Here is a 17224-nt window from a genome sequence, read left to right on the forward strand (position 1 = left end):
ATTCTCATGCGCATTGGTGTCGTTTTCGGATTGGCCATGCTGGCGGTGTCGCTGGCCGGCGCGGCGCATGCCGACGTGAAGATGAGCGGCACCTTCGTTGCCGACGCTGCCTGTCCGGCAACGCAGGCCATCAAGAACGGCAAGAACCCTGGCAACGTCTCGACCGATGCCGGACAGAGCTACCAGCTGCTTGCCGGCAACAAGGATGCGCCGACGCATTATCTGATCCAGGTGCCGGGCGCCGATCCGGAACGCCGCTGGGTAAAGGTCACTTGCGGCCATCTGTCGGGCAGCAGTGCCGCGACGGTGCCGGCGGCACCTGGCGGACAAGGCAAGCCGGCCCCATCGGGAAAACCCGAATATGTCTTCGCGCTGAGTTGGCAGCCGGCTTTTTGCGAGACCAAGTCGAGCAAGACCGAATGCAGGGCGCAGAACCCGAACGAGTTCGATGCCACCAACTTCACCTTGCACGGCCTGTGGCCGCAGCCGAACGGCAATTTCTATTGCCAGGTGGCGGCAAGCGACAAGGCCAACGACAATCCGGCTCACTGGAAGGATCTTCCGCCGGTCAATCTGGACGCCGGCACCCGCAAGGAGCTCGATCAGGTGATGCCGGGCACGGCCTCCCAGTTGGAACGGCATGAATGGATCAAGCACGGTACCTGCTACGGCAAGAGCCAGCAGGAATACTTCTCCGATGCGCTCGGCCTGATGCGACAGGTCAACAGCTCGCCGGTGCGCGAACTCTTCGCCAAGACCATTGGCGGCAAGCTGACGGCAGACCAGATCCGCGGCGCCTTCGACACCGCCTTCGGCGCCGGGGCAGGGGATCGCGTGCGGGTGTCCTGCGTCATCGATCCTTCGAACGGCCGGCGGCTGATCGGCGAACTGACGCTCGGCCTTGCCGGGCCGATCGGCCCGAACAGCTCGTTGAAGGACCTGCTGCTGGCCTCGGTGCCGACCAACAAGGCCGGTTGTCCGACAGGCACCGTTGACGCGATCGGGTTCCAGTAAGGACGTCGCGGGCTTTCGGTACGCCCTTGACGGCTGTCGCCGGCCAGTGAAGTGGTGCTATGCTGTCCCCGGCATCATTGAACGGGGGCGGCAATGAATGGCATGACAAGCAGTGCGCTGGCGCGGCTCGCCTTCTGGGCCAAGGGCATGGTTTCGATCAACGATGCCCGGATGGAGTGGCCGGGCTTTTCCTATAGCGATGCCGAGTGGGCGCGCATGCGCACGCTGTCCGAGCCGATCGGCACCGGCACCTATCAGCTGTTCACGATCGTCAACGCCGTGATCTTCATCGCCATCGCGGCCATCGGCATGTTCGGCGTCTTCCTGCCGCTGGCGACGCTGCTGTTTCCAATACCGGCGCAAACCAGCGCGCTGAAGTTTTCGCTGCTTCTGGCCGCTTGCGCCTTCCTCATCATCGGGCTCGGCCTGCCGATCTCGATGCGCCTCTCGGCCATGCTGGTGGGCGGCAAGACGGTGCGCGCGGCGCTGGTCCCCGCATCGGGCGATGAGGCGCTGGCCGCAAAAGTGTCCTGGCAGATCAACCGCATCATGCTGATCATGTGTGGGCTGCTGGTGCCGGGCATTCTTTTGTTCATCGCCTATGACATCCAGGCCGGACCGATCATCACCGCGCTGAAATGGCTGGCGATCGCGCTGATGGCGGTCTCGACGCTGACCGGCATCCGGCGCCAGAGAAAGTCGTAGCAAACGAAACTAGATCTGTTCGGACTTGGTCCACGCAATGGCGGTGTCGGGTTCGTGGCCACCCGGCTCGCCGACGACCCGGTCGCGTCCGGTCGACTTCGCCTTGTAGAGACGCTGGTCGGCGAGTGCGAACAGGTCGGCAAGGCAGTGCGTCGTTTCGCTAACGCTGGAAACGCCGGCGCTAACGGTGAACTCGAAGCGGCTGGTGACGGTCGATGCCTTGACAGCGTGGCGAATGCTTTCGCCAAACAGCCTGGCGACCGAATGCGGGCGCGAACTCAGGATGGCGAATTCCTCGCCGCCGATCCGGAATACCTGGTCTTCGGCGCTGGCCACTTCGCGAAGCAGGGTCGCAACCGCTTTCAGCACCTTGTCGCCCTCGGCGTGGCCGAACCGGTCGTTGATCGACTTGAAATGGTCGACATCGATGATCAGCAGGCTGAGCGGCCTCGCCGTGCGCAGGCTGACCTGGACGGCGGCTTCACCGTCGGCGTCGAAGCGGCCGCGATGCAGCAAGCCGGTCAGGCCGTCGCGGCCGACATGTTCGACCAGCGCTTCATAGCGCTCGCGATAGGTCAGCGTTTCGAAAATATCGGTCAGCCCACGCGGCAGCGGAATGTCGCGGGCCTCGAACCATCGGAGGTAAGCCACGAGCATGGCGCTGAAGGTCAGCGCCGCCACCATCTTGGCGAACCAGCCGCCGAAGAAGACCGCGATCGGCGCACCGGCGACGAAATGCAGCGCGGTGAAAAAGCCCGCTTGGTCGAAGGTGAGCACGCAGGCGACGCAAATCAGGATGCGCGCGAACTGCGCCTTGCGCAGGGTGCGCCCAAGTTTTTCATAGAGCAGGATGATCAGGATGGCGTCGATGAAGAGCAGCGTCGTGCCCCACACCATCAGCCAGCCCATCTCGTCGATGAAGCCGATGTCGGGCAGCCTGCCGTCGGGCAGCGGTGCGATAACGTGCAGGCGCAAGAGCAGCACCAGCCCGATCATCAGCGCATTGCCGAGCAGCAGGCCGTAGATCGGCTGGCGCACGGTGGCGGCGTCCTCCTTGATGTAGAGCAGGAGCAACATCACCAGCTTGCCTGAAAACAGCACCGCCGAGCCTGGCGAGACCATGCCGAACGGCAGCGCGACATAAAAGACGCTGGCGAGATAGGTTTCCAGGAAATGCATGACGCCGAGCGCGCAGACGAAGACACCGAGACCAATGCGCTTCCTGAAGCGGAAAAGCGTCACCATGACGCTGAAGTAGACGACCGCTTCGGCAAGGAGCAGGAAACTGTTCAGCACTGCCGTCGATCCGATCTCTCGCTCGAAATCGCGATAATCCAGCGATTCCACCCCGATCCTGTTTTGACGCGGAAGGGTTAACCAGAGATTTCAACGTGCCTCGTGACCGGTGGAAAACTTTAACGGCCGGCACACACTTGTCCGTGTGATCGGCTTGATCTGGCAAAAGCGATTGCCGTTCGCCGCCGCATCGCCTACATAGCGGCCAACCTCCATTCAATTCGACAAATCCAGTCATTTTTCAGGGAAAAGCGCGCGTGGCACGCCAGTTCATCTATCACATGGCCGGCCTCAACAAGGCCTATGGCACCAAGAAGGTGCTCGAGAACGTTCATCTGTCCTTCTATCCCGATGCCAAGATCGGCATTCTCGGCCCCAACGGTGCCGGCAAGTCGACGATCCTCAAGATCATGGCCGGCATCGACAAGGAGTGGAGCGGCGAGGCGTGGCTCGCCGAAGGCGCCACCGTCGGTTACCTGGCTCAGGAGCCGGCGCTCGACGCCAACAAGACGGTGTTCGAGAACATCATGGAAGGTGTCGCCGCCAAGACCGCCATCATCGAGCGCTACAACGAATTGATGATGAACTATTCCGACGAGACGGCCGACGAGTCGGCCAAGCTCCAGGACGAGATGGACCGGCTGAACCTGTGGGATCTCGAACAGCAGGTCGAGATGGCGATGGAAGCCTTGGGCTGCCCGCCCAAGGATTCGGAGGTCACCAAGCTTTCAGGCGGTGAGCGCCGCCGCGTCGCGCTTTGCCAGCTTCTGCTGCGCCAACCCGACCTCTTGCTGCTCGACGAACCGACCAACCATCTCGACGCCGAAACCACGGCGTGGCTGGAAAAGCATCTGCGCGCCTATCCGGGCGCCGTGATGATCATCACCCACGATCGCTACTTCCTCGACAATGTCACCGGCTGGATCCTCGAACTCGATCGCGGCCGCGGCATCCCCTATGAGGGCAACTACACCAAATATCTGGAAGCCAAGGCCAAGCGCCTCAAGCAGGAAGGCCGCGAGGACGACGCCCGCCAGCGCGCCATCGGTCGCGAGCGCGAGTGGATCCAGTCGAGCCCGAAGGCCCGCCAGACCAAGTCCAAGGCACGTATCCAGGCCTTCCAGGACCTGCTCGATGCAGCCGACAAGCGGCGCCCGAGCGACACCCAGATCGTCATTCCGCACGGTGAGCGGCTCGGCAATGTGGTAATCGAGGTCGACGGCCTGTCGAAGGGCTTTGGCGACACGCTGCTGATCGACGGACTGGAATTCAAACTGCCGCCGGGCGGCATCGTCGGCGTCATCGGTCCGAACGGCGCCGGCAAGACGACGCTGTTCCGCATGATCACCGGCCAGGAAAAGCCCGATGCCGGCACGGTCCGCGTCGGCGAGACGGTCAAGCTCGGCTATGTCGACCAGAGCCGCGATGCGCTCGATCCGTCGAAGACTGTCTGGGAAGAAATCTCGGGCGGCGCCGAAGTGGTCAAGCTCGGCAAGTTCGAGGCCAACACGCGTGCCTATTGCGCGTCGTTCAACTTCCGTGGCGGTGACCAGCAACAGAAGGTCGGCAATCTCTCCGGCGGTCAGCGTAACCGGGTGCACCTGGCCAAGATGCTGAAGACGGGCGGCAATGTGCTGCTGCTCGACGAACCGACCAACGATTTGGACACAGAAACACTGGCCGCACTTGAAGACGCGCTGGAAAATTTCGGCGGCTGCGCGGTCATCATCTCGCACGATCGCATGTTCCTCGACCGTCTGGCGACGCACATCCTCGCCTTCGAGGGTGACAGCCACGTCGAATGGTTCGAGGGCAATTTCGAGGACTACGAGCAGGACAAGATCCGCCGGCTCGGGCCCGAAGCTGTCAACCCGCACAGGATGACGTATAAGAGGCTGACGCGGTAAGGGATCGTTGCGAGGGATCGTCGTTTGACCTAAATTGGGCTGACGGAGCTTGCCATGATCACAGTCAAACTGCCGCCAAAGACCGAGAAGCTTCTGGCCGACATGGCCAAGGCCAGCGGTCGAACGACCGATCAGGTCGCTGTGGATGCGATCCTCGAGGCTATCGAGGATTGGCAGGACGCCAAGATCGCGGATGAACGCCTGAGAGAAGATGACGGTGTTCGCATTCTGCTGAAGGAGATGATCCGCAAGCTTGAACGTCGTGAAGTCGAGGAGCGCGCCAAGAAGCCTACTGCTGAATGACTTGGCGCGTCGAGTTCACCCGGCGCGCCGAGAAAGACATCGAGCAGCTTTCGACGAAAGATCAACGGCGCATCCCAATCCGAGGGCGCTTGCCAAGCGTCTGATAGCGACCAAGGAAGAGGCTTGGCGTTTTCGCGTCGGTGACTACAGGATCATTACTCAGTTCCATGACAGCAGGCTTGTGGTCCTGGTCGTGGAAGTGGGCAACCGTCGCGAGGTCTATCGATGAACAATACCGCCGCTTCACAGAAGCCCGATTGGTCCGCCGCCCAATATCTGAAATTCGAGGACGAGCGCACGCGCCCTGCGCGTGACCTCGCAGCGCAGGTGCCGGTCGATTTTCCGCGCCGGGTCGTCGACATCGGCTGCGGGCCGGGCAATTCGACCGAACTTCTGGTCGATCGCTGGCCGGACGCGCAGGTGAGCGGTTTCGACACCTCTCCCGACATGATCGAGAAGGCGAGGGCGCGGCTGCCCAATGTCAGCTTCGACCTTGCCGATGCGTCGACATGGCAGCCGGCCGAGCCGGTCAATGTGATCTTCGCCAACGCTGTCTTCCAGTGGCTGCCGGAACATCCGGCAGTGTTTCAGCGGCTGATGGGTTTTCTTCCGCCTGGTGGCGCCCTCGCCATCCAGATGCCCGACAATATGGCGGAGGATTCGCACCGGCTGATGCGGGAAACCGCCGCCGAAGTGCCGTTTGCAGCGAAGATAAAAAACGCGGCGCGCGCACCGCTGCCGCCGGTGTCGTTCTACTATGACCTGTTGTCGCCGCTCTCCGATCGGCTCGACATCTGGCACACCGTCTACAACCATCCCCTGGCCGACGCCGAGGCGATCGTCGAATGGGTGAAGTCGACGGGACTGAAGCCCTTCCTCGATCCGCTGGACGCCGACGAGCGCAAGCTGTTCCTCGACAGCTATACGGCCAAGATCGCCAAGGCCTATCCGAAGATGGCGAATGGCAAAGTGCTGCTGCGTTTCCCACGCATCTTCATTGTCGCCAAGCGAGCCGGCTAGGAAAGAATTATCCACTTCGCCTAACCTCGATTGCGGCCGCTTGACCCGGTTTCGCCGCCATGGCCAATTCATCGCGTGGGGCCATGATGGCCCGCGTGGCAGGGGGAACGATGACTTTGAAAAGATTGCTCTACGGTGGCGGCGTGTGCGCGGCAGCCCTTCTGGCGTTCTCGGTTTCGGCGGAAGCCAAGCGGGCGCGCTGCTTCACCAGCGATGACGGCTATTTCGCGTGCAGCTACCGCGCGATCGACGATGCGGGCAGCTTCCGCATCTCGGCGCCGGGCTATCCGACCTATGTGCTGGAGATGGACGGACCGGGCTTTGCCTATGGTTACGTCAATCTCGGCCGCCGCAATGTGCCGTTGCCGGGACAGTTTGTGCGCAGCCGCGACGACGGCGCCTGCTGGAACAACCCGCAGACCAACACCAAGTTGTGCGCCTGGTGAACCCGGTTTAAGCCGGCGTAAACCGGCCTGATGAGAAAAGTGTTGCGCCGAAGCGTTTCGGCGCCCACATGAAGCCGCAACGCCTGCGGATGGGACGGACTGAAACATGCATCGCGTCATCATCAGCGGCATCGGCGCTGAAATTCCTGAATCTGTCATCACGAATGAAGAGCTGGTCGAGAGCTTCAACAGCTGGGTCGACACGGAGAACGCGCGCCGTCAGGGCACCGGCGAGGCGCTGTTGCAGAAGTCCGACAGCGACTTCATCGTCCATGCTTCGGGTGTGAAATCCCGTCATGTCATCGAGCGCGAAGGCATTCTCGACCCGGCGCGGATGACGCCGCGCATTCCGGCACGACCGGACGATACGTTGTCGCTGGAAGCCGAGTTCGGCATCGCCTCGGCCAGGAAGGCGCTCGATCATGCCGGACTTGAACCGTCCCAGATCGACCTGATCATCTGCTCGGCCTCGCACCACCAGCGTCCCTATCCGGCGATCGCCATCGAAATGCAGGAGGCGTTGGGCACCACCGGCGCCGGCTTCGACATGGGGCTTGGCTGTTCGTCCGCGGCGGCAGCGCTGCATCTGGCGGTCAATCTGGTGCGCTCGGGCGCGCACAAGCGCATCCTGGTGACCACGCCGGAGATCATCACCGGCCATCTCAATTTCCGCGACCGGCAGACGCATTTCATCTTCGGCGACGCCTCGGTTTCGTTGGTCGTGGAGGGGCTTGCCCAGGGCGACAAACGGCCAGGGCGTTTCGAGGTGCTGGACACGCGCCTCTGGACGCAGATGTCGAACAACATCCGCACCAATCTGGGCTACCACACCCGCACCGCCCAGGACGATCCCTATATGATCAACCTCGAAGGCAATCTCATCAAGCAGGTCGGCAACAAGGTGTTCAAGGAAGTCACTGTTGCCGGTCAGAAGTTCATCGTCGAATTCCTCGCCGAGCACGGGCTGACCCCTCAGGCCGTCCGACGCTTCTGGCTGCATCAGGCCAATGCGCGCATGAATGCGATGATCCTGAAACTGTCCTTCGGTCACGATGTCGATCACGACCGTGCGCCGATGGTGCTGGAGCGGTTGGGCAACACGGCGGGCGCCGGCGCCATCGTCGCGCTGTCGGAGAACCATGCCGACATGAAGCCCGGCGATTTCGGCTTGATCTGCGCCTTTGGCGCGGGGTATTCGATCGGTGGCGCGCTTATCCGAATGCTTTGATCCGCAAGCTTCTGATGCGTCAGGCTGGCGCAAAGGGTACCAGCATTGGAATGCGCCTTGCGTAGTTGTCATAGGCCGTTCCGAGTTCGCTACGCAGGAAGCGTTCTTCCAGCCTGGCCTTCATGACGATGCCGATGATGAGAAGGATGGCGCCGGCGATGCCCCAGACGGTGCCCTTGGCGGCCATGGTGGCAAGGATCGCCAGCAGCAGCCCGGTATAGATCGGGTGGCGGACCAGACCATAGGGACCGGTGTCGACCACGTGGTGCTCGGCCTTGGCCGTCACCGTGCCTGACCAGAGCCGGCCGAGATGCAGGCGCGCCCACCAGCTGAACATGAGGCCGGCCGCGATCAGTGCCACGCAAATCCATGCCTCGATCCTGTCGGGTATCCACAGCCGCAGGCGCCCGACATAGCCATGCGCCGGGATGAAGAACAGGATCGCGCCGAACAGCAGCATTGCCCGGTAGGGCATTTCAGCCTGGAAGCCGGCGCGTCGCTTGACCGGGTCGGCCCAGAATGCCGCCAAGCCCCAGGAAACGGCCCAGATCAGCCAGAGCAATGTGATTGCAGTAACCGGACGCATGATGAAACTCCCGTAGCGCGCGCCTGGGCCCGGCCATCAAACCGGCGTGGCGAGGCCGCAATGCGGCGCGGCGCTGAAACATGTCTCGTTTCAGGTAAGAAGATCGTGATCGGGCGCCCCGGCATTCAGCGCGGCCCGGTATCCGCTCGCCTATCCCCAGATGAGGATTATCGGGGACGCCAGGACAAGGATGAGGGCAAGGATAAAGCGGCGCTTGCCATATGTCTGCATCTCGGAGAGCGGCAGCCACCAACGTACCAGCGCGTAGCCGATCGCGATCGCTATGCTGTAGACCACGGCCCACAGGAATATGTGCCACCCGCCGCCAAACAGGCCGATGGCCAGACCGAAGCCCGTCAGCGCACCCAGGATTCCATAGCCGACGTCGAACATCAGTGTTGTGGTCATGGAGAGCGGTCGCCAGATCATCGGAAACGCAATCGCGACGGCGGCTGTCAGAAGCCATATGCTTATGATCGCCTGAAGCGTGGAGGAACTCGCTATCGAGGTGGCTACGCCAGTGAGGTGTCCCGGTGTCGACAGGCGCACGACCTGGGCAATCCGGTCGAAGACGGCCGCCCAAATCCACAACAGGAACGCGCAAGCCATAAAGATGGCGAAGTTCCCGGCCGAGCGCCGCACAAGTTCACTTTGTTCCATCGCCGCCTCCTGCTATCCCGAAGGCTAGCATCGAAACCGACGCACTGGAACTTGAATGGCGGGATGCCCTTCTGATGGAACAGGCCTGGCAACATCAGTCGCCAGAACAGCTGAACATCCACTGCACGCCAAAAGCGTCCACGATTAAGCCGAAGCTGGTTCCCCAGTACTGCCGCGCCAAGGGCACGGTGATCCGGCCGCCCACCGCCATGCGATCGAAAATAGCGTGCATAGCGGCAAGGTCATCGAACTCCAGCATCATTGCGGAGCCTTTCATCGGCTCCGCATCATCATTGTCGGAGGCGTGGAACAGAACGCCCGGACCTTCGAAGCGCGCATGCAGGATCTTTCCGCGCATGGCTTCGGTCCGCACCGGCATGTCGTTGTCGCCCCAGCGCAGCAGGATCGTTGCCCGGCCAAGGCCGCACTGTTCGTAGAAGGCCAGTGCCGGCTCGCAATTGGTGGTGAAAAACAGCGAAGGGGAGAGGCGCATCCAGTTTTTCCCTATCTAGTGCGCGGCGGCGGTGGCGGCTGCGACGAGCGCGTCTCCCGTATATTGCCTGTCACCGATGCCCCAGCCGCCGTCAGGCGCGTTGACGATGTTGATCCAGGTGTTTTCGGGCCTGTGCTCGGGCACGCAGAGTTCGGCGACAATCCCGGAAGCGGCGTCGATGAAGGCCTTGCGCGCTTCGATCGAGCCGAGGCCGATATTGGGCAGTTTCAACTCGACCATGACCACGGGCCGGTTGGCGCCGCCGGCATAGATGTGGCGCGGCGGCAGGACGTGGACCGTGCCGCCGACAATCGCGGTGAAGAAAGAATTGCCAGTGGCGCCGGAGGCTTCGATGAGGGCGGCGCTGAGGCGCGGCAGGATCTCGCGCTCTCCGGCCTCTGTCAGAACGCCTTCCGGCGCGGTCACGGTGATTGGCATTTGGGCTCTCCTTGTCCTCGGGTTGCACGGCCTTGTCGGGAGCTTCCGACTTGCCATGTTTCGTATCAATTGTTACGTTATGCGGAACGAGCAAGTCAACAGGTTTCGTATCGATCGCTATGGATAATTTGGAAAAGCCGCGCGGCGGCCGGCCGCGTGCCTTCGATCCCGACCGGGCGCTGGATGCGGCGATGCATCTGTTCTGGGAGCATGGCTATGAGGCGACGTCGCTGGCCATGCTGCGCGAGGCGATGGGGCTGACGCCGCCGCAGATCTACAACGCCTTCACCGACAAGGAGACTTTGTTTCGCAAGGCGCTGACACGCTACCACGAAACGGAGATCGGCTTTGCGCTGGACGCGCTGAGCGCGCCAGTGCCGACGCGGGAGGCGATCCGGCGGTTGCTGCTGGGGGCGGCGGAGGCCTATTCCAGGCCTGGCAAGCCGGGCGGATGCCTGTTCGTCAGCGGTGCGTTGGCGGCCTCGCCGCAGGCGCAAGCCATTGCCGATGAACTCAAGGCCTATCGCAAGGCGAGCGAGGCGGCGATCGCGGCGCGGCTGGCCAAGGGGAGGGCGGCGGGCGATCTGCCGGAAGCCCTCTCCGTCGAAGGCTTCGCCAAATACCTGGCCGGCGTCATGAACGGCATGTCGATCCAGGCGCGGGACGGCGCGTCGGTCGAAGAGTTGCGCCTTTTGGCCCAAACCGCTCTTGCGGCCTTGCCGGCCGAAGAGCAAAAACGGGGAATGTGATTCAAGGACGGAACGCCATGCTGGATCTCTTTCCCGAGGCCGACAAGCCGGTCGAAATCATACCGGCGAAGAAGCTTTCCGCCCGTGCGGCAACGCTCTATGTCGCGCCGGCGGATCATTTCCAGACCAGCCCGGTGGAAGAATTGCGGCTGGGCTTCGACGGCATATCGGGTGATTTTCATGCCGGACCGACGCGCCGCTCGGGCGGGCGCGAACCCTGGTATCCGCGCGGCACCGAAATGCGCAACGAGCGGCAGCTGTCGATCGTGGCGACGGATGAACTGGCCATCGTCGCCGAGCGGATGGGCTTGGCGGAGATCAAGCCGGAATGGATCGGCGCCAATCTGGTGATCGAAGGTGTGCCAAACCTCTCCATGCTGCCGGCCGGCACGCTGCTGTTCTTCAAGGGCGGTGTGACCCTCAAGGTCGACGCACAGAACGGACCATGCCGCATCGCCGGGCGATCGATCGCTGAAAATTCTGGAATGGCCGACGTTGAAGCCGGCGCACTGCTCTTTCCCAAAGTAGCCAAACGGCTGCGTGGTCTCGTCGCCTGGGTCGAGAAGCCGGGAACGATCAGCGTCGGCGAAGAGATTTCGGCACGGGTGCCGGAGCAGTGGATCTATCAAGCCTAAGGGTGAGCTACACCGCCCACTGGGCGGCGTAGCATAAGCGCCGGGCCTCAGTCCTTGCGGTTCTTCTTCGCGCCTTGCGCCATGACGGAAACGTGGTCCCACTTGTCCCAGGTGGCGAGGCGGTTGGCGTACTCCTGGCGGATCATCGGCAAGCCGCCATCGCCGAAGAACACGCGCAGCGGCGGCTCGGCCGCATCGACAATGGCCAGCATTGCCGGGCCGGTCGCCTCGGGATCGCCGGCGACCGAATTGGCGCGGCGCTCGGCCATCTTGGCGCGGGCGGGCGCGTAGGCCTCGATCGGCTTGGAGACCTTGGCGGAGGCGCCGGACCAGTCTGTCGAGAAGCCGCCGGGCTCGACCAGCGTGACATGGATGCCGAATTCCGCGACCTCGATGTTGAGCGACTGGCTGAAGGCTTCCAGCGCCCATTTCGAGGCATGGTAGAGGCCGAGCGAGGCAAAGGCGTTGACGCCGCCGATCGACGAGATCTGGATGATGTGGCCGGAGCGCTGCGCCCGCATGATCGGCAGGGCGGCCTGGGTCACCCACAGAGCGCCGAACACATTGGTTTCGATCTGGTCGCGGGCTTCCTGTTCGCTGACTTCCTCGATGGCGCCAAAATGGCCATAACCGGCGTTGTTGATGACGACGTCGAGCCGGCCAAAGCGCTTGTGCGCTTCCGCGACAGCGGCATCGACGGCCTTCTTGTCGGTGACGTCCAGCTTTATCGCGGCGATGTTGTCGCCATATTTCTCGACCAGATCGGCGAGCGTGCCGGCGTCACGAGCGGTCGCGGCAACGCGGTCGCCACGCGCCAACGCGGCCTCGGCCCAGACGCGGCCAAAACCCTTCGACGATCCGGTGATGAACCAAACCTTGTTTGTCATGATGTGGAATCCTTGCCCCTGCGGGCGTGATTTTGGGTGAAAGCGGAGGCTTCTCCGCTTTCGGGCATATACGGTCTATCCCGTGATTTTCCAGAGGCGAGGGGAAATCTTTTTGAACAAGAGGCCCTTTGATCAGGGGTAATTCACCTGAGACGACCACGCCGGATCGTCGTGCTTTTGCCAGTAGAGCGCCGTCAGCCGGCTGGTGATCGGCCCGACCTTGCCGTCCGCGATCGCCGCGCCGTCGATCTGCGTCACCGGCATGATACCGCCGGCGGTCGAGGTGATGAAGACTTCGTCGGCCGTCTTGAGCGCGCCGACGCTGACATCGGCGGGAGCAGCGACAAGACCTTCTTCGCCACAGAGATCGAAGACGGTGCGCCTTGTGATGCCGGGCAGCACGCCGATGGCCGGTGTCGACAGTCTGCCGTCCTTGACGCAGAAGACGTTGAAACCCGGGCCCTCGGCGACATTGCCGTTGAAGTCGAGGATGAGCGCAGTCTCGGCGCCGCGGTCATAGGCGTCGTAGAGGCCGCGCACCAGGTCGAGCCAATGGTAGTTCTTGATCGCCGGGTCGATCGAGGCCGGCGGGATGCGCACCTTGTCGCTGATGGCGACACGCAGGCCGCGCTGCAGCTGCTCGGCATTGGCGACCGAGCCGAACGGAACGGCGAAGGCCATGAAGCGGTTGATCGCCTGGCGCGGATCGCGGCTGAAGGTCGGCGAGGCGCCGCGCGTGCACAGCATTTCGACATAGGCGGCGCGATGGCCCGACAGCGCTACGCAATTGTGCAGGATTTCGGCCACGCCATTCCTGTCGAAGGGGATCGTCATGCGCAGCTTTTCCAGCCCGCCGAAGAAGCGGTCGAGATGCAGATCGAGGCGGAAGAAGCGGCCGTTCCAGACATGCACCGTGTCGTAGGTGGCGTCGGAATGCAGGAACCCCCAATCCAGCACCGACACCTTGGCTTGCGACATCGGCAGGTACTGGCCATCCAGGAAGGCGATGCCGTCGGGATAGGAATGCGGGTCGACATGGCGATCACTGACCACAGGCAGTGGCTTTGAAGCCTGTGTTGCCGTCGGCCGGTCCATCGGTGCCTCCTCTCGCACAGAGCGGACCAACAGGCTATCGGCGCTGGACAGAAGGGATAGAGCCACCCGACGGGTGCTGTTCGTCCTCCACGATCTGGCCGATACATTGGATTAGAGTTGCCTTATGGTCGTCGGACACTGAGCTGGAGGGGGACATGGGCAGGCTTGGGATCGTTGTTGCAGCTTTGTCGATTTTCGCTGCCGCGGGCGAAGCCAGCGCCCAGTGCGTGAAAGAGGGCGACGAACTCTGCCAGAACGGCCAGACCTATCGCTGCGAGAAGACCGGCAGCGAACTGACACCGATCTTCCAGAACGTGCCTTGCGCGGTGAATGTGCCGGCGCCGTCTCTGACCGGCACCTGGGTCGGTAGCGGCCACCAGAGCCCGGCAGGCGACGCCGGCGCCGACTGGTCGATCGCCATGGCCATCAGGGATGACGGCGGATCGATCGATTATCCGTCACTTGGCTGCGGCGGATCACTGTCGCAGACGGCGAGGGATGACACGTCGGCGGAATTCCACGAGAGCATCACCTACGGTCAGGACAAATGCATCGATGGCGGCGATATCACCGTGCGGTTCTTCAAGGGGAACCTGTCCTGGACCTGGGTCGGCCAGGCCGACGGTCAGCCCTACAATGCGATCGCTGTGCTGACGCGGCAGTAAGAGACTGTTTGGAAATTCTAGTCCGTCTCTAGGCGGACCGCGTTCATTCCTCTTCGTCGTCGGCGTCGAGCAGGCGTGTCGCGCGCCAGCGGGTGAGCACGATGTTGGTCTGCTCGATGACGAAGAAACGCGCCGAGTCGCGGTCATAGCCCTCGGCGAGCAGCTTTTCGTAATCGGTGTGCATGTGGCGGATATGGGCGATCGTCGCCAGCCACACCGCGATGCCCGGCGGCAAGGTCTTCATGTGAACAGCACCGGCGTCGGTGCGGATCTTCTCCATGTCGGCATAGGGCGCCAGCGGCAGAAGGGCGGTCAGCGCCTTGGCGATGGCGCGGCGGCGGCCGGTCGGCGCTGTCATGGCCGGATCCGATCGGGCTCCTCACGCCCCTCAATGGTCGCCTCGGCAATGGCATCGGTCGAGGCGAAATAGGGCTTGATGTCGATGACCGGCGTGCCGTCGAGCACGTCGATGGCGTCAATGTCGATGCGCCCGGTGGCAATGTCCAACCCGACGAGCCTGGCCACATGCACGCCGACCGGATTCGGTCGGGCAGGTGAGCGGAGACCGAATACGCCTTTTGCTTCAGCTGCATGGCGGGGTTTTTGCACAATTAGATTCCGCGGCGCGTGATGCAGCCAGGACAGGATGATGACATGGCTGGCACGCTCCAGGCCTTGCAGGCCGCTGCGATAGGGGGCGTCGATGGTCAGCACCGCTGGTTGTCCGGTCTCGCGGGCCGTGCGCATGTTCTTCGGGCAGTTCTCCCGCGTCACCCAAGGCGAGGCGATGCGGCCGATGAAGACGACGCCAGCATCCGCCGTCATCGTTGCCGGATCCTGTTCCAGCCGCTGCTCGCCTTCGCGTGCCTCGAACATCTCATGCGGCCCGGTCATTCTGCCCATTTCTGTGTTGGCGCCTGTCATTGTCCCAGAACCGCTACACATTTTTGGGCGGCACGCACCGAAAAATCACGCCTGCGGCATTTTCTTGTCCGGTAGCGACATAGCGCTTGCAAGGTTTTGAAAATCGACATAAACATATGTTTATATCTTTTTCAAAGTGAATGCGCTGAAAAGAGAATACGCGGATGCATGTCTCGCTCGACACCATGGTGGATACGCTGAAGGCGGCGGCCGAATCCAGCCGCCTGCGCATATTGGCACTGTTGTCGCGCGGCGACCTCACCGTTTCCGATCTTACCGAAATTCTCGGCCAGTCGCAGCCGCGCGTCTCGCGGCACTTGAAGCTTTTGCTCGAGGCCGGGCTGATCGGCCGCTACCAGGAAGGATCGTGGGCGTTCTTCCGCCTGTCGGATGCCGATTCCGCGCGTGACTTCGTCATGGGGCTGATTTCCAGCATTCGCGGTGCCGATCCGCAGGTCGAGCGCGATCTCGAGCGGCTGGCCTCGGTCAAGCGCAAGCGCCAGGACCGGGCGACGGAGTATTTTTCCGTGAATGCGGCAAGTTGGGACCATATCCGCTCGCTGCACGTGCCGGACCGCGCGGTCGAGGCGGCGATGCTGAAGCTGGTCGGCAAGCGGCCATTCCAGTCGATGCTCGATCTCGGCACGGGCACCGGGCGGCTCTTGGAAATCTTCTCGCCGCTCTACCGGCGCGGCGTTGGCATCGACATGTCGCGCGAAATGCTGACCGTGGCGCGTGCCAATCTCGACAAGGCCGGCGTTTCGAATGCGCAGGTGCGGCAAGGCGATATCTTTTCGCCGCCGGTCGAGCGCGATACCTTCGATCTCGTCACCATCCACCAGGTGCTGCACTATCTCGATGATCCGGCCCGCGCCATCCACGAGGCGGCGCGGCTTTTGCGCCCGGCAGGCCGACTGGTCATCGTCGACTTCGCGCCGCACACGCTGGAATTCCTGCGCGACGAGCATGCGCATGTCAGGCTCGGCTTTTCCGACCGGCAGATCGGCGAGTGGTTCGCCGAGGCAGGCCTTGATCTCGAGGATGCCCAGGAATTCGAGCCGCGCGGCGGCAACGAGGCCAGGCTTACCGTAAAACTCTGGCTTGGCCGCGACCGGCGCCTGCTGATCGCCGATCCTGCCAATGACAGCCAGCAGACCAAAGTGAACTCGATAGGGGAAATCGCCTGATGAACCAGTTCCGCTTTTCCCGCCGCCCCGACATTGGCGAGAAGATCAAGGTTTCCTTCGAATTCTTCCCGCCCAAGAACGACGAGATGGAGGCGCGGCTGTGGGACGCCGTCACCCGGCTGGAGCCGCTGAAGCCGAAATTCGTCTCGGTGACCTATGGCGCCGGCGGCTCGACGCGTGAGCGCACGGCGCGCACCATTGGCCGCATCCTGAACGAGACCAGCCTGACGCCGGCCGCGCACATGACCTGCGTCGACGCCGCCCGCCATCAGGTCGACGCGGTGATCCAGGAATTCGCCGATATGGGCGTGAAGCGTTTCGTCGCCTTGCGCGGCGATCCGGCGGCCGGCGTCGGCACCGCCTATCGGCCGCATCCGGACGGCTATGCCAACGGCGCCGAGCTGGTGGGCGCGCTGAAAGAGGCCGGCGATTTCGACATCTCGGTCTCGGCCTATCCGGAGAAGCATCCTGAAAGCCCGGACTTCGCCACCGATATCGACATGCTGAAGCGCAAGGTCGACAATGGCGCGACGCGGGCGATCACCCAATTCTTCTTCGACAATGATCTCTACGAGCGCTATGTCGAGCGCGCGCGCCGGGCTGGCATCTACATCCCGATCGTGCCCGGCATTTTGCCGGTGCACAATTTCACCCAGGTCGCCAATTTCTCGGCACGCTGCGGCGCGCTGGTGCCGGCATGGCTGGCTGAGCGCTTCGACGGCCTGCAGAACGACCCGCAGACGCATGCGCTGGTGGCGTCCGCGGTGGCCGCCGAACAGGTTCTCGACCTGGTCGAGCGCGGGGTGGGCGATTTCCACTTCTACACGATGAACCGCGCCGACCTCGTCTTCGCCGTTTGCCACATGATCGGCATCCGCTCGCACGAGGCGGAGGTGGCCGGGTCCGCTGCTGCGTAAGGTTGGCCAGAAAAGCAAAAGGCCGGGTAAAAACCCGGCCTTTCGAATTGTCTAAACTATCTGGTGCTG

The 17224-nt window shown here is 62.9% G+C and carries 22 protein-coding genes; 13 read left to right on the forward strand and 9 right to left on the reverse strand.

The features are described from left to right. Positions 1-6: 6 nt before the first annotated feature. Positions 7-1014 carry a ribonuclease T2 family protein gene (locus tag DBIPINDM_RS31585; protein WP_258582876.1) on the forward strand — a complete coding sequence of 336 codons (1008 nt, stop codon included), beginning with the start codon at positions 7-9 and terminating at the stop codon, positions 1012-1014. A 93-nt stretch (positions 1015-1107) separates the two neighbouring features. After that, complete coding sequence (locus DBIPINDM_RS31590; RefSeq protein WP_258582877.1) at positions 1108-1719, forward strand: hypothetical protein; 612 nt, start codon at positions 1108-1110, stop codon at positions 1717-1719. Positions 1720-1728: 9 nt separating this feature from the next. Here DBIPINDM_RS31590 and DBIPINDM_RS31595 read toward each other — a convergent pair whose 3' ends face one another. Beyond that, positions 1729-3015 (reverse strand): sensor domain-containing diguanylate cyclase, encoded by a 1287-nt coding sequence (locus tag DBIPINDM_RS31595; RefSeq protein ID WP_258589393.1) that lies wholly within the window; start codon positions 3013-3015, stop codon positions 1729-1731. Between the two features lie 257 nt (positions 3016-3272). On the opposite strand from DBIPINDM_RS31595, the gene ettA reads away from it, so the two are divergent. The 6 genes from ettA (at position 3273) to DBIPINDM_RS31625 (ending at position 7919) form a co-directional block, all read left to right on the forward strand. Then, entirely contained in the window at positions 3273-4922 is a 1650-nt protein-coding gene (gene ettA / locus DBIPINDM_RS31600) for an energy-dependent translational throttle protein EttA (RefSeq protein WP_258582878.1), read from the forward strand. A gap of 54 nt (positions 4923-4976) precedes the next feature. Next, on the forward strand, positions 4977-5225 hold the full coding sequence (locus DBIPINDM_RS31605) for a DUF6290 family protein (RefSeq protein ID WP_258582879.1): 249 nt from the start codon (positions 4977-4979) through the stop codon (positions 5223-5225). Beyond that, positions 5185-5454 (forward strand): type II toxin-antitoxin system RelE family toxin, encoded by a 270-nt coding sequence (locus DBIPINDM_RS31610; RefSeq protein WP_318036957.1) that lies wholly within the window; start codon positions 5185-5187, stop codon positions 5452-5454. Before DBIPINDM_RS31605 ends, DBIPINDM_RS31610 begins: the two co-directional genes overlap by 41 nt. After that, the gene (tam, locus tag DBIPINDM_RS31615) at positions 5451-6245 is read left to right on the forward strand and encodes a trans-aconitate 2-methyltransferase (RefSeq protein ID WP_258582880.1); all 795 of its coding nucleotides are present in this window, start codon (positions 5451-5453) and stop codon (positions 6243-6245) included. The genes DBIPINDM_RS31610 and tam overlap by 4 nt, the downstream gene beginning before the upstream one ends. A 110-nt stretch (positions 6246-6355) precedes the next feature. Continuing rightward, the gene (locus DBIPINDM_RS31620; protein ID WP_258582881.1) at positions 6356-6691 is read left to right on the forward strand and encodes a hypothetical protein; all 336 of its coding nucleotides are present in this window, start codon (positions 6356-6358) and stop codon (positions 6689-6691) included. A 106-nt stretch (positions 6692-6797) separates the two neighbouring features. Then, a complete protein-coding gene (locus tag DBIPINDM_RS31625) occupies positions 6798-7919 on the forward strand; it encodes a beta-ketoacyl-ACP synthase III (RefSeq protein ID WP_258582882.1) in 1122 nt (373 codons plus the stop codon). Positions 7920-7938: 19 nt separating this feature from the next. Here the strand turns inward: DBIPINDM_RS31625 and DBIPINDM_RS31630 are convergent, their stop codons facing one another. From DBIPINDM_RS31630 to DBIPINDM_RS31645, 4 genes are all read right to left on the reverse strand, one after another. Beyond that, a complete protein-coding gene (locus tag DBIPINDM_RS31630; protein WP_258582883.1) occupies positions 7939-8505 on the reverse strand; it encodes a methyltransferase family protein in 567 nt (188 codons plus the stop codon). A gap of 150 nt (positions 8506-8655) precedes the next feature. Continuing rightward, positions 8656-9165, reverse strand: a complete 510-nt coding sequence (locus tag DBIPINDM_RS31635; protein WP_258582884.1) for a hypothetical protein — start codon at positions 9163-9165, stop codon at positions 8656-8658. 94 nt (positions 9166-9259) lie between these two features. Beyond that, positions 9260-9658 (reverse strand): glyoxalase/bleomycin resistance/extradiol dioxygenase family protein, encoded by a 399-nt coding sequence (locus DBIPINDM_RS31640; protein WP_258582885.1) that lies wholly within the window; start codon positions 9656-9658, stop codon positions 9260-9262. Between the two features lie 15 nt (positions 9659-9673). Next, a complete protein-coding gene (locus tag DBIPINDM_RS31645; RefSeq protein ID WP_258582886.1) occupies positions 9674-10096 on the reverse strand; it encodes a hypothetical protein in 423 nt (140 codons plus the stop codon). A 119-nt stretch (positions 10097-10215) separates the two neighbouring features. Here DBIPINDM_RS31645 and DBIPINDM_RS31650 point away from each other — a divergent pair, with 119 nt between their 5' ends. Further along, positions 10216-10845 carry a TetR/AcrR family transcriptional regulator gene (locus DBIPINDM_RS31650; protein ID WP_258582887.1) on the forward strand — a complete coding sequence of 210 codons (630 nt, stop codon included), beginning with the start codon at positions 10216-10218 and terminating at the stop codon, positions 10843-10845. 17 nt (positions 10846-10862) lie between these two features. After that, entirely contained in the window at positions 10863-11480 is a 618-nt protein-coding gene (locus DBIPINDM_RS31655) for an MOSC domain-containing protein (RefSeq protein WP_258582888.1), read from the forward strand. Between the two features lie 47 nt (positions 11481-11527). Here DBIPINDM_RS31655 and DBIPINDM_RS31660 read toward each other — a convergent pair whose 3' ends face one another. Together DBIPINDM_RS31660 and DBIPINDM_RS31665 are read right to left on the reverse strand one after the other, a co-directional pair. Beyond that, on the reverse strand, positions 11528-12367 hold the full coding sequence (locus DBIPINDM_RS31660) for an SDR family oxidoreductase (RefSeq protein ID WP_258582889.1): 840 nt from the start codon (positions 12365-12367) through the stop codon (positions 11528-11530). A gap of 132 nt (positions 12368-12499) precedes the next feature. Then, positions 12500-13462 carry a D-amino acid aminotransferase gene (locus DBIPINDM_RS31665; RefSeq protein ID WP_258582890.1) on the reverse strand — a complete coding sequence of 321 codons (963 nt, stop codon included), beginning with the start codon at positions 13460-13462 and terminating at the stop codon, positions 12500-12502. 155 nt (positions 13463-13617) lie between these two features. Between DBIPINDM_RS31665 and DBIPINDM_RS31670 the strand changes: the two genes are divergently transcribed. Then, entirely contained in the window at positions 13618-14127 is a 510-nt protein-coding gene (locus tag DBIPINDM_RS31670; RefSeq protein WP_258582891.1) for a hypothetical protein, read from the forward strand. Positions 14128-14170: 43 nt separating this feature from the next. Here the strand turns inward: DBIPINDM_RS31670 and DBIPINDM_RS31675 are convergent, their stop codons facing one another. Together DBIPINDM_RS31675 and tsaA are read right to left on the reverse strand one after the other, a co-directional pair. Next, positions 14171-14485, reverse strand: coding sequence for a DUF2293 domain-containing protein (locus tag DBIPINDM_RS31675; RefSeq protein WP_095202134.1), 315 nt, complete (start codon positions 14483-14485; stop codon positions 14171-14173). Continuing rightward, the gene (tsaA, locus tag DBIPINDM_RS31680) at positions 14482-15021 is read right to left on the reverse strand and encodes a tRNA (N6-threonylcarbamoyladenosine(37)-N6)-methyltransferase TrmO (protein WP_258582892.1); all 540 of its coding nucleotides are present in this window, start codon (positions 15019-15021) and stop codon (positions 14482-14484) included. The genes DBIPINDM_RS31675 and tsaA overlap by 4 nt, the downstream gene beginning before the upstream one ends. A 194-nt stretch (positions 15022-15215) precedes the next feature. Here tsaA and DBIPINDM_RS31685 point away from each other — a divergent pair, with 194 nt between their 5' ends. After that, on the forward strand, positions 15216-16238 hold the full coding sequence (locus DBIPINDM_RS31685; protein WP_258582893.1) for an ArsR/SmtB family transcription factor: 1023 nt from the start codon (positions 15216-15218) through the stop codon (positions 16236-16238). Then, on the forward strand, positions 16238-17155 hold the full coding sequence (gene metF / locus DBIPINDM_RS31690; protein WP_258582894.1) for a methylenetetrahydrofolate reductase [NAD(P)H]: 918 nt from the start codon (positions 16238-16240) through the stop codon (positions 17153-17155). The genes DBIPINDM_RS31685 and metF overlap by 1 nt, the downstream gene beginning before the upstream one ends. Positions 17156-17224: the final 69 nt, after the last annotated feature.

The sequence above is a fragment of the Mesorhizobium sp. AR02 genome (assembly GCF_024746835.1).
GTDB lineage: Bacteria > Pseudomonadota > Alphaproteobacteria > Rhizobiales > Rhizobiaceae > Mesorhizobium.

Coding starts and splice junctions, on each gene's coding strand:
- DBIPINDM_RS31625 (WP_258582882.1), top strand. CDS start 6,798: ATGCATCGCGTCATCATCAGCGGCATCGGCGCTGAAATTCCTGAATCT.
- tsaA (WP_258582892.1), bottom strand. CDS start 15,021: ATGACCGGGCCGCATGAGATGTTCGAGGCACGCGAAGGCGAGCAGCGG.
- DBIPINDM_RS31585 (WP_258582876.1), top strand. CDS start 7: ATGCGCATTGGTGTCGTTTTCGGATTGGCCATGCTGGCGGTGTCGCTG.
- metF (WP_258582894.1), top strand. CDS start 16,238: ATGAACCAGTTCCGCTTTTCCCGCCGCCCCGACATTGGCGAGAAGATC.
- DBIPINDM_RS31670 (WP_258582891.1), top strand. CDS start 13,618: ATGGGCAGGCTTGGGATCGTTGTTGCAGCTTTGTCGATTTTCGCTGCC.
- DBIPINDM_RS31605 (WP_258582879.1), top strand. CDS start 4,977: ATGATCACAGTCAAACTGCCGCCAAAGACCGAGAAGCTTCTGGCCGAC.
- DBIPINDM_RS31620 (WP_258582881.1), top strand. CDS start 6,356: ATGACTTTGAAAAGATTGCTCTACGGTGGCGGCGTGTGCGCGGCAGCC.
- DBIPINDM_RS31630 (WP_258582883.1), bottom strand. CDS start 8,505: ATGCGTCCGGTTACTGCAATCACATTGCTCTGGCTGATCTGGGCCGTT.
- tam (WP_258582880.1), top strand. CDS start 5,451: ATGAACAATACCGCCGCTTCACAGAAGCCCGATTGGTCCGCCGCCCAA.
- DBIPINDM_RS31650 (WP_258582887.1), top strand. CDS start 10,216: ATGGATAATTTGGAAAAGCCGCGCGGCGGCCGGCCGCGTGCCTTCGAT.
- DBIPINDM_RS31635 (WP_258582884.1), bottom strand. CDS start 9,165: ATGGAACAAAGTGAACTTGTGCGGCGCTCGGCCGGGAACTTCGCCATC.
- DBIPINDM_RS31645 (WP_258582886.1), bottom strand. CDS start 10,096: ATGCCAATCACCGTGACCGCGCCGGAAGGCGTTCTGACAGAGGCCGGA.
- DBIPINDM_RS31665 (WP_258582890.1), bottom strand. CDS start 13,462: ATGGACCGGCCGACGGCAACACAGGCTTCAAAGCCACTGCCTGTGGTC.
- DBIPINDM_RS31640 (WP_258582885.1), bottom strand. CDS start 9,658: ATGCGCCTCTCCCCTTCGCTGTTTTTCACCACCAATTGCGAGCCGGCA.
- DBIPINDM_RS31660 (WP_258582889.1), bottom strand. CDS start 12,367: ATGACAAACAAGGTTTGGTTCATCACCGGATCGTCGAAGGGTTTTGGC.
- DBIPINDM_RS31590 (WP_258582877.1), top strand. CDS start 1,108: ATGAATGGCATGACAAGCAGTGCGCTGGCGCGGCTCGCCTTCTGGGCC.
- DBIPINDM_RS31655 (WP_258582888.1), top strand. CDS start 10,863: ATGCTGGATCTCTTTCCCGAGGCCGACAAGCCGGTCGAAATCATACCG.
- DBIPINDM_RS31675 (WP_095202134.1), bottom strand. CDS start 14,485: ATGACAGCGCCGACCGGCCGCCGCCGCGCCATCGCCAAGGCGCTGACC.
- DBIPINDM_RS31685 (WP_258582893.1), top strand. CDS start 15,216: ATGCATGTCTCGCTCGACACCATGGTGGATACGCTGAAGGCGGCGGCC.